This window comes from Streptomyces sp. NPDC004561 (assembly GCF_053602155.1).
Genome location: NZ_JBSGDB010000539.1, coordinates 1 through 5,493 on the forward strand (window position 1 = coordinate 1; position 5,493 = coordinate 5,493).

Genomic DNA, 5,493 nt, shown 5'->3' on the forward strand with positions numbered 1-5,493 from the left:
CGCGGCCGGGGCGACGGGCTCGGCGGCCGCGGTGGCCTCCGCGTACACCTTCACCCCCCACTCCACCCGGCCCTCCAGCCGGTCCAGCACCCGCCGGAAGTCGTCCTCGCGCGCCTCGATCATCGTGCGCACCCCGCTGTCGTCCCGGAAGACGGTCGCGAGCCGCAGCGGCAAGGGGGTGGTGACGGTGGTGAGCGCGTCGATCACGCCCTGGTGGGCGCGGGCGGTCGCGGCCAGCCAGTCCAGGTCCTCGAGGTGGGCCTTGAGCGCCTCCTCCCGGAAGTCGGCTTCCGGGACGGTGCTGACCACCGCGATCAGATCGTGGTGGTGCAGCAGCGCCGGCGGAGCGCCCCCGATGCCCGTGAGCTGGGCCTGCAGGGGCGTGCCGAAGGGGCGGCAGACGGCGTAGACGTACCGCAGCCCGGTCATGGCGCCTCCTTCGTCACGTGACCCGCTTCCAGCTCCTCCAGCCGGGCCAGCCGCTCTCTCAGCTCGGCGTTCTCCCGCGTCAGCTCGTCCCGGCGGGCCTTGGAGGAGAGGGCCGGGTCGCTCTCCCACCAGTCGATCCCCATCTCCTTGGCCTTGTCCACCGAAGCGACGATGAGCCGCAGCTTGACGGTGAGCAGTTCGATGTCGAGCAGGTTGATCCGGATGTCACCCGCGATGACGACACCCTTGTCGAGGACGCGCTCAAGGATGTCGGCGAGGTTGGCCCCCGAGCTGTGGCCGTACGGCTCGGGGAACCGACTGGGCGTCGTCATCGACGACTCCCGCGCTCCGCGTGCTGGGGCTCTTCTTCCTCGTCCTCGTACTCGTCCTCCTCGGGCTCGTCCTCGTACCGGCCCTCCTCCTCGTCCTCGTACTCCTCAGGCTCCTCCTCGTACTCCTCCTCGTCGCCGGCGGCCTCGTCCTCGGCCTCGTACTCCTCCGGCTCTTCCTCGTCCTCGGCGGCGGACCCCTCGGGCTCCTCGGTGTCCTCGGATTCCTGCTCCTCCTCGGCGACCGCGTCCTCGTGGCTGCGGACCACCTCGCCGTCGCGGATCTCACCGCGCCAGCCGTCCTCCGCCTCTCCCTTCAAGGAGATGAAGCGAGCGAAGTGCTTCAGGTCCAGCCTGGCCCGGCGGCCCTGGGCGCGCCAGATGTTGCCCGTCTTCTCGAACAGGCCGCTCGGGTAGTACTCCATGATGAGGAGCACCCGGGTGAGGTTCTCCGCCAGCGGGTGGAAGGTGACGACACCCTTGACGCTGCCCTTCGCGCCCTCGGACGTCCACTGGATGCGGTAGTCCGGTATCTGCTCGGTGGTGTGCGCCTTCCAGCTGCGGCTGGACAGGAAGATCTTGGCCTGCCAGTCGGAGTCGGTGTCGCCGGCGCGGCTGGCGCTCTTGACGCCCCTGGCCCAGTTGGAGAAGTCCTGGTACTGGGTCCACTGGTCGTAGGCGGTGCGCAGCGGCACGCCCACGTCGATGAACTCCATGATGACGGTGGGCTTGTTGCCCCCGCCGCCCTTCTTCTTGCCCTTGCCGCCGCCGAGGTTCTTGAGCGCCCCGACCACGTTGTCCTTGGCACGGGAGGCGCCGATCTCCAGCGCCGAGCGCAGCGGACCCTTGCCCTCGGCGAGCTTGCGGCCGCCCTCCAGCGCCAGCTTGGCGAAGCCCGGGCTGTTGCCCTCGGCGATGTCGTTCAGCTTGAGGGTGGTCTCGCCGAGCTTGCGGCCGAGTCCGGTGAGCATCTTCTGCGCCTGGGCGGCCAGATACTCCTGCGCCTCCTCCTTCAGCCGGTCGGCTGCCTCGCTGTGGGCGAGGTCGGTGAGCGGGTTGTCCTTCGCCGCGCCCGTGGCCTTGCCGGCCGCGGAGGTGGCCGATCCGAGGGTGTCGGTCATCGGTCGTCGCCGCCCTTCGACTTGCGGGCGCCCGCGCCGGGGGCGCCGGCCGTCCGCTGTGCGGCCGCCTTGCGGGCCGCTCCGGTCCTCTTGGCCGCCGCCTTCTTCGCGGGGGCCGTCTTCCTGTCCGCGGCCTTCTTGCCCGCGGGCGCCTTCTTCGCCGGGGCCTTCTTGGCCGTCTTGCGCGCCGTGTTCCCGCCGGATGCGCCCTGGCGGGCCCCGCGGCCCTCGTCGTCCTCGTCCTCACGCGCCTCGGACTCGTCCTCGTCACGCGCCTCGGATTCGTCCTCGTCCGGCTCCTCGTCGGACCCGGTCCCCGGCAGCGCTCCGGTGAGCTCCCCGCGCACCTGTGAGGTGCGGTCGTGGAGCCGGTCGGCCAGCGAGTTCATCTGCCGCTCGACCATGGCTCCGGAGGCGGCCTTGCCGACCCCCCGCAGGTCCTCGCGCAGCTGGTCGCCGATCACCTTGAACTCCGGATTGTTCTTCAGCTGCTGGCCCACCAGCTCGGTGAGCATCTTCGGGCTGAGGTTCAGCTTCTTTCCGGCGACCAGGGAGCCGACCGCGACCGCCATCTTCAATTTCCTGGTGCGTCCCAGGAAGTATCCGGCCCCTATGGCGAGGCCCAGTGCCGTTCGGTTCATCATCACGTCCCGTTGCCTGTGGTTTCGCCGGAGTGCATCGCGGTCTCCAGCCGGTCGAGCAGTTCGTCCTCGAGCCGGTCGAACTCCTCCTCGGTGATCTCGCCCGCCTCCAGCTGCTCTTCGAGGCGGGCGAGTTCGGCCCGGACGGTGGCGGGGTCGTAGTAGATCCGTTCCGCCTCGTGGAGCACCTGTTCGATCACCCATGCGCTGCCGCGCACCGGTGCGAAGGGCAGCAGCAGCACCTCGCTGATCAGTCCCATGCGGTCCTCCTTCCGCTCGGGCCCGCCCCGCTAGAGGGGCTGGGCGTCGGTCTCGGGGCCCGCCGGCTGGGCGGGTCCGGGCTCGACGAAGCTGTACGGCGGCAGCGGGCCGTTGACGCGCAGCTCCACGTGGGCGTGGTCGCCGCGGGCCCGCTCGACGGCGGCCACGAAGTCCTGGGCCGCATCCCGGGCCACCAGGAAGGAGACGTTGAGCAGCCAGCCGGTGGACTGCGGTCCGGAGCTGACCGCGGCGGCGACCGGCTCCAGCAGGTTCTGCACCAGGGCCGCGTCCTCGGCCTCCTTGGCCTTGACGGCGGCGGCGACCAGCTCGCCGAGGCGGATCTTGTCGTCGTAGCTTCCGCCGCCCGACTTCCTGTTGGCCTCCGCGAGGGCCCGGATGTCCGTGTTCTCGGCCATCACGAGGTGCAGCACGGCCTCCTCGACGTGGTTGGCCTTGACGTTGTACTCGACCTTGCCGTCCAGGGCCTTGAGGCGCTCCAGGTAGTGGTCCGAGCGCTCGTCGAGGACCTGGGTGACGGTGTCGTCGTCGGGAGCCACGTTGCCGAACCGCATGGGCAGCACACAGCCGGCCGCGCCGGTCTCGGCGAGCACGTTCTGGTGCGCGAGCAGGTCCCGGCGCTTGGGGCGCAGGTCCTCGGGGGCGTCGCTGACCAGGGCGGTCAGCTCGCCCGACGTGATGACCCGGACCTGCCGGGCGGGCTCGCCCACGCCGGTCATGCCCTCCGGAAGCGCCGGGTGCGATCGGGCCGTGATCCCGTAGACGTAGGTGCTCACTCCTGCTCCTCCTTCCGGCGGGCCGTGCTCCTGCGGGGACGCCGGGGTTCGGCCTCACCCTCGTCGCGGGCCTGCTTGAAGGCGTCGGACACGGTCTGCGCGGCGCCGGACAGAGCACCCTTGGTCTTGCCGCGGGCGCCGGACTCGGTGACCTCACCGACGAGGTCCGGCAGCCCGGGGCTCTTGTGCGGGCCGGATTCCAGGTCGAGGCGGTTGCAGGCCTCGGCGAAGCGCAGATAGGTGTCGACACTGGCCACGACGACCCGGACGTCGATCTTCAGGATCTCGATGCCGACCAGGGAGACGCGCACAAAGGCGTCGATCACGAGCCCTCGGTCGAGCACCAGCTCCAGTACGTCGTAGAGACCACTGGAGCCGCCTCCGCCGCCGGTCTGCTGTGCCGGGACAACAGTCATGCCAGCCGTTCCTCCTTATGAGTAGTGGGTGCCACGGTGAGTTCGTGGTCGCGGTACGACGGGCGGCCTAGTGGCCGCCGGGTCGACGCGCGTCGGCCCGTCCGCGTTCGTAGCGGCGAACGCGCCGGTAGCCGGTGAGCTGCCCCTGGGAATCGAGTTCCACCTGGTAGCTCGCCATCAGGCTCATGGTTTCGGGAACCCGCGGGAGCTCCAGGACCTCCACCTCCAGCGACCATCCGTCCTCGGTCTGCTCGAAGGAGGACACGGTCTCGGGGACGAGTCCCGTCAGCTCGGCGAGCTGGCTGCGCGCCTGGCGCAGCACCTCCATGGGGGTCGCCCGCCGGTCGTCCGTCTCGCGGTGTTCGGGCTCGTCCTTCTCCTGCGAGTTCTGTGCCTTCTGTGAACTCTGTGACTGTGATGTGCGGTGTGTGTTCGACATGGCCACCTCCCTCTGCGGGTGGCCGCTCATGCTCTGACCAAACATTCAGGGGCGCATGTCCGCGAGTCGGCGCCGGGCCGGGCCCAGGCCACGGCCGCGAACCGGCAGGCCGGCCCAGGGATCGCTGCGGGCCTGCTCCACGGCGTCGGCGACGGTCCAGCGGCGGGCGTCGAGCCCGGGGTCGTCCAGCTGTTCCCAGGCTAGCGGCACGGCGACGGGGGCGCCGGGACGGGCGCGGACCGTGTAGGGGACGACGACGGTCTGGCCGTAGGCGTTGCGCTGCACGTCGAGGTAGAGCCGGCCCCCGCGGTCGTCCTTGCGGACGGCGGTGGTGAGCCGCTCCGGGTGCTGTGCCGCGGCGAGTTCGGCGAGGTCATGGGCGAACTGCCGTACCTCGTCGAAGCCGTGACGGCCGTCGAGGGGGACGACGAGGTGCAGCCCCCGCGAGCCGGTCGTCATCGGGGCGGCGGGCAGGCCGAGTTGGTCCAGCAGCTCGCGCAGCCAGGCGGCGGCCTCGCGGACCGGGGCGAAGTCGTCGCCGGGAGGGTCGAGGTCGAGGACCAGCCGGTCGGGGTGGTCGAGACCGCCGGCGCGGTCGGTGCGCGACAGCCAGCGGTGCAGGGTGAGGCAGGCCTGGTCGGCGAGGTACAGCAGGGTGGCGGTGTCGTCGCACACGACGTGCGTCACCGTGCCGCCCTCCTTGGCGACCTCGGCGCGGGTGATCCAGTCCGGATAGTGCTCCGGAACGTTCTTCTGCATGAAACGCTGCCCGTCGATGCCGTCGGGACAGCGCTCCAGCATCAGCGGACGGCCCCGCACATGTGGCAGCAGGTAAGGGGCGACGCACTGGTAGTAGTCGGCGAGATCGGCCTTGGTGTACTCCCTGGCGCCCCCGCGGCCGGGGAAGAGGACCTTCCCCGGCCGCCGGATCTCCACCGTGCGGCGCCCCGCCCGTATGGCCCGGGCGTCGCCGCCGCTCATCGCACGACCGCCTCCAGAACTGCACGGAGTTGATGTACCAGACCCCGGTGCCCACGCCGAGCACCAGCAGTACGGCGGCGAC

General features: G+C 70.9%; 9 protein-coding genes. All 9 read right to left on the reverse strand.

What is annotated here, in order from left to right:
* On the reverse strand, window positions 1-429 hold a 429-nt coding region (locus ACWEN3_RS40105), incomplete at its 3' end, for a GvpL/GvpF family gas vesicle protein (RefSeq protein ID WP_452981759.1).
* Complete coding sequence (locus ACWEN3_RS40110) at window positions 426-761, reverse strand: gas vesicle protein (protein WP_452981761.1); 336 nt, start codon at window positions 759-761, stop codon at window positions 426-428. The genes ACWEN3_RS40110 and ACWEN3_RS40105, both read right to left, overlap by 4 nt.
* Window positions 758-1,879: an SRPBCC family protein gene (locus ACWEN3_RS40115; RefSeq protein ID WP_452981763.1), complete on the reverse strand. Its 1,122-nt coding sequence runs from the start codon at window positions 1,877-1,879 to the stop codon at window positions 758-760. Before ACWEN3_RS40115 ends, ACWEN3_RS40110 begins: the two co-directional genes overlap by 4 nt.
* Entirely contained in the window at window positions 1,876-2,520 is a 645-nt protein-coding gene (locus ACWEN3_RS40120; protein ID WP_452981779.1) for a DNA primase, read from the reverse strand. Before ACWEN3_RS40120 ends, ACWEN3_RS40115 begins: the two co-directional genes overlap by 4 nt.
* 2 nt (window positions 2,521-2,522) lie before the next feature.
* Window positions 2,523-2,780 carry a gas vesicle protein GvpG gene (locus ACWEN3_RS40125; protein WP_452981766.1) on the reverse strand — a complete coding sequence of 86 codons (258 nt, stop codon included), beginning with the start codon at window positions 2,778-2,780 and terminating at the stop codon, window positions 2,523-2,525.
* A gap of 30 nt (window positions 2,781-2,810) precedes the next feature.
* Window positions 2,811-3,575: a GvpL/GvpF family gas vesicle protein gene (locus tag ACWEN3_RS40130; protein WP_452981769.1), complete on the reverse strand. Its 765-nt coding sequence runs from the start codon at window positions 3,573-3,575 to the stop codon at window positions 2,811-2,813.
* On the reverse strand, window positions 3,572-3,991 hold the full coding sequence (locus ACWEN3_RS40135) for a gas vesicle structural protein GvpA (protein ID WP_452981771.1): 420 nt from the start codon (window positions 3,989-3,991) through the stop codon (window positions 3,572-3,574). The genes ACWEN3_RS40130 and ACWEN3_RS40135 overlap by 4 nt, the downstream gene beginning before the upstream one ends.
* A gap of 67 nt (window positions 3,992-4,058) precedes the next feature.
* Window positions 4,059-4,430: a gas vesicle protein GvpO gene (locus ACWEN3_RS40140; RefSeq protein WP_452981774.1), complete on the reverse strand. Its 372-nt coding sequence runs from the start codon at window positions 4,428-4,430 to the stop codon at window positions 4,059-4,061.
* A gap of 45 nt (window positions 4,431-4,475) precedes the next feature.
* Complete coding sequence (ligD, locus tag ACWEN3_RS40145; protein ID WP_452981776.1) at window positions 4,476-5,411, reverse strand: non-homologous end-joining DNA ligase; 936 nt, start codon at window positions 5,409-5,411, stop codon at window positions 4,476-4,478.
* Between the last annotated feature and the right edge of the window lie 82 nt (window positions 5,412-5,493).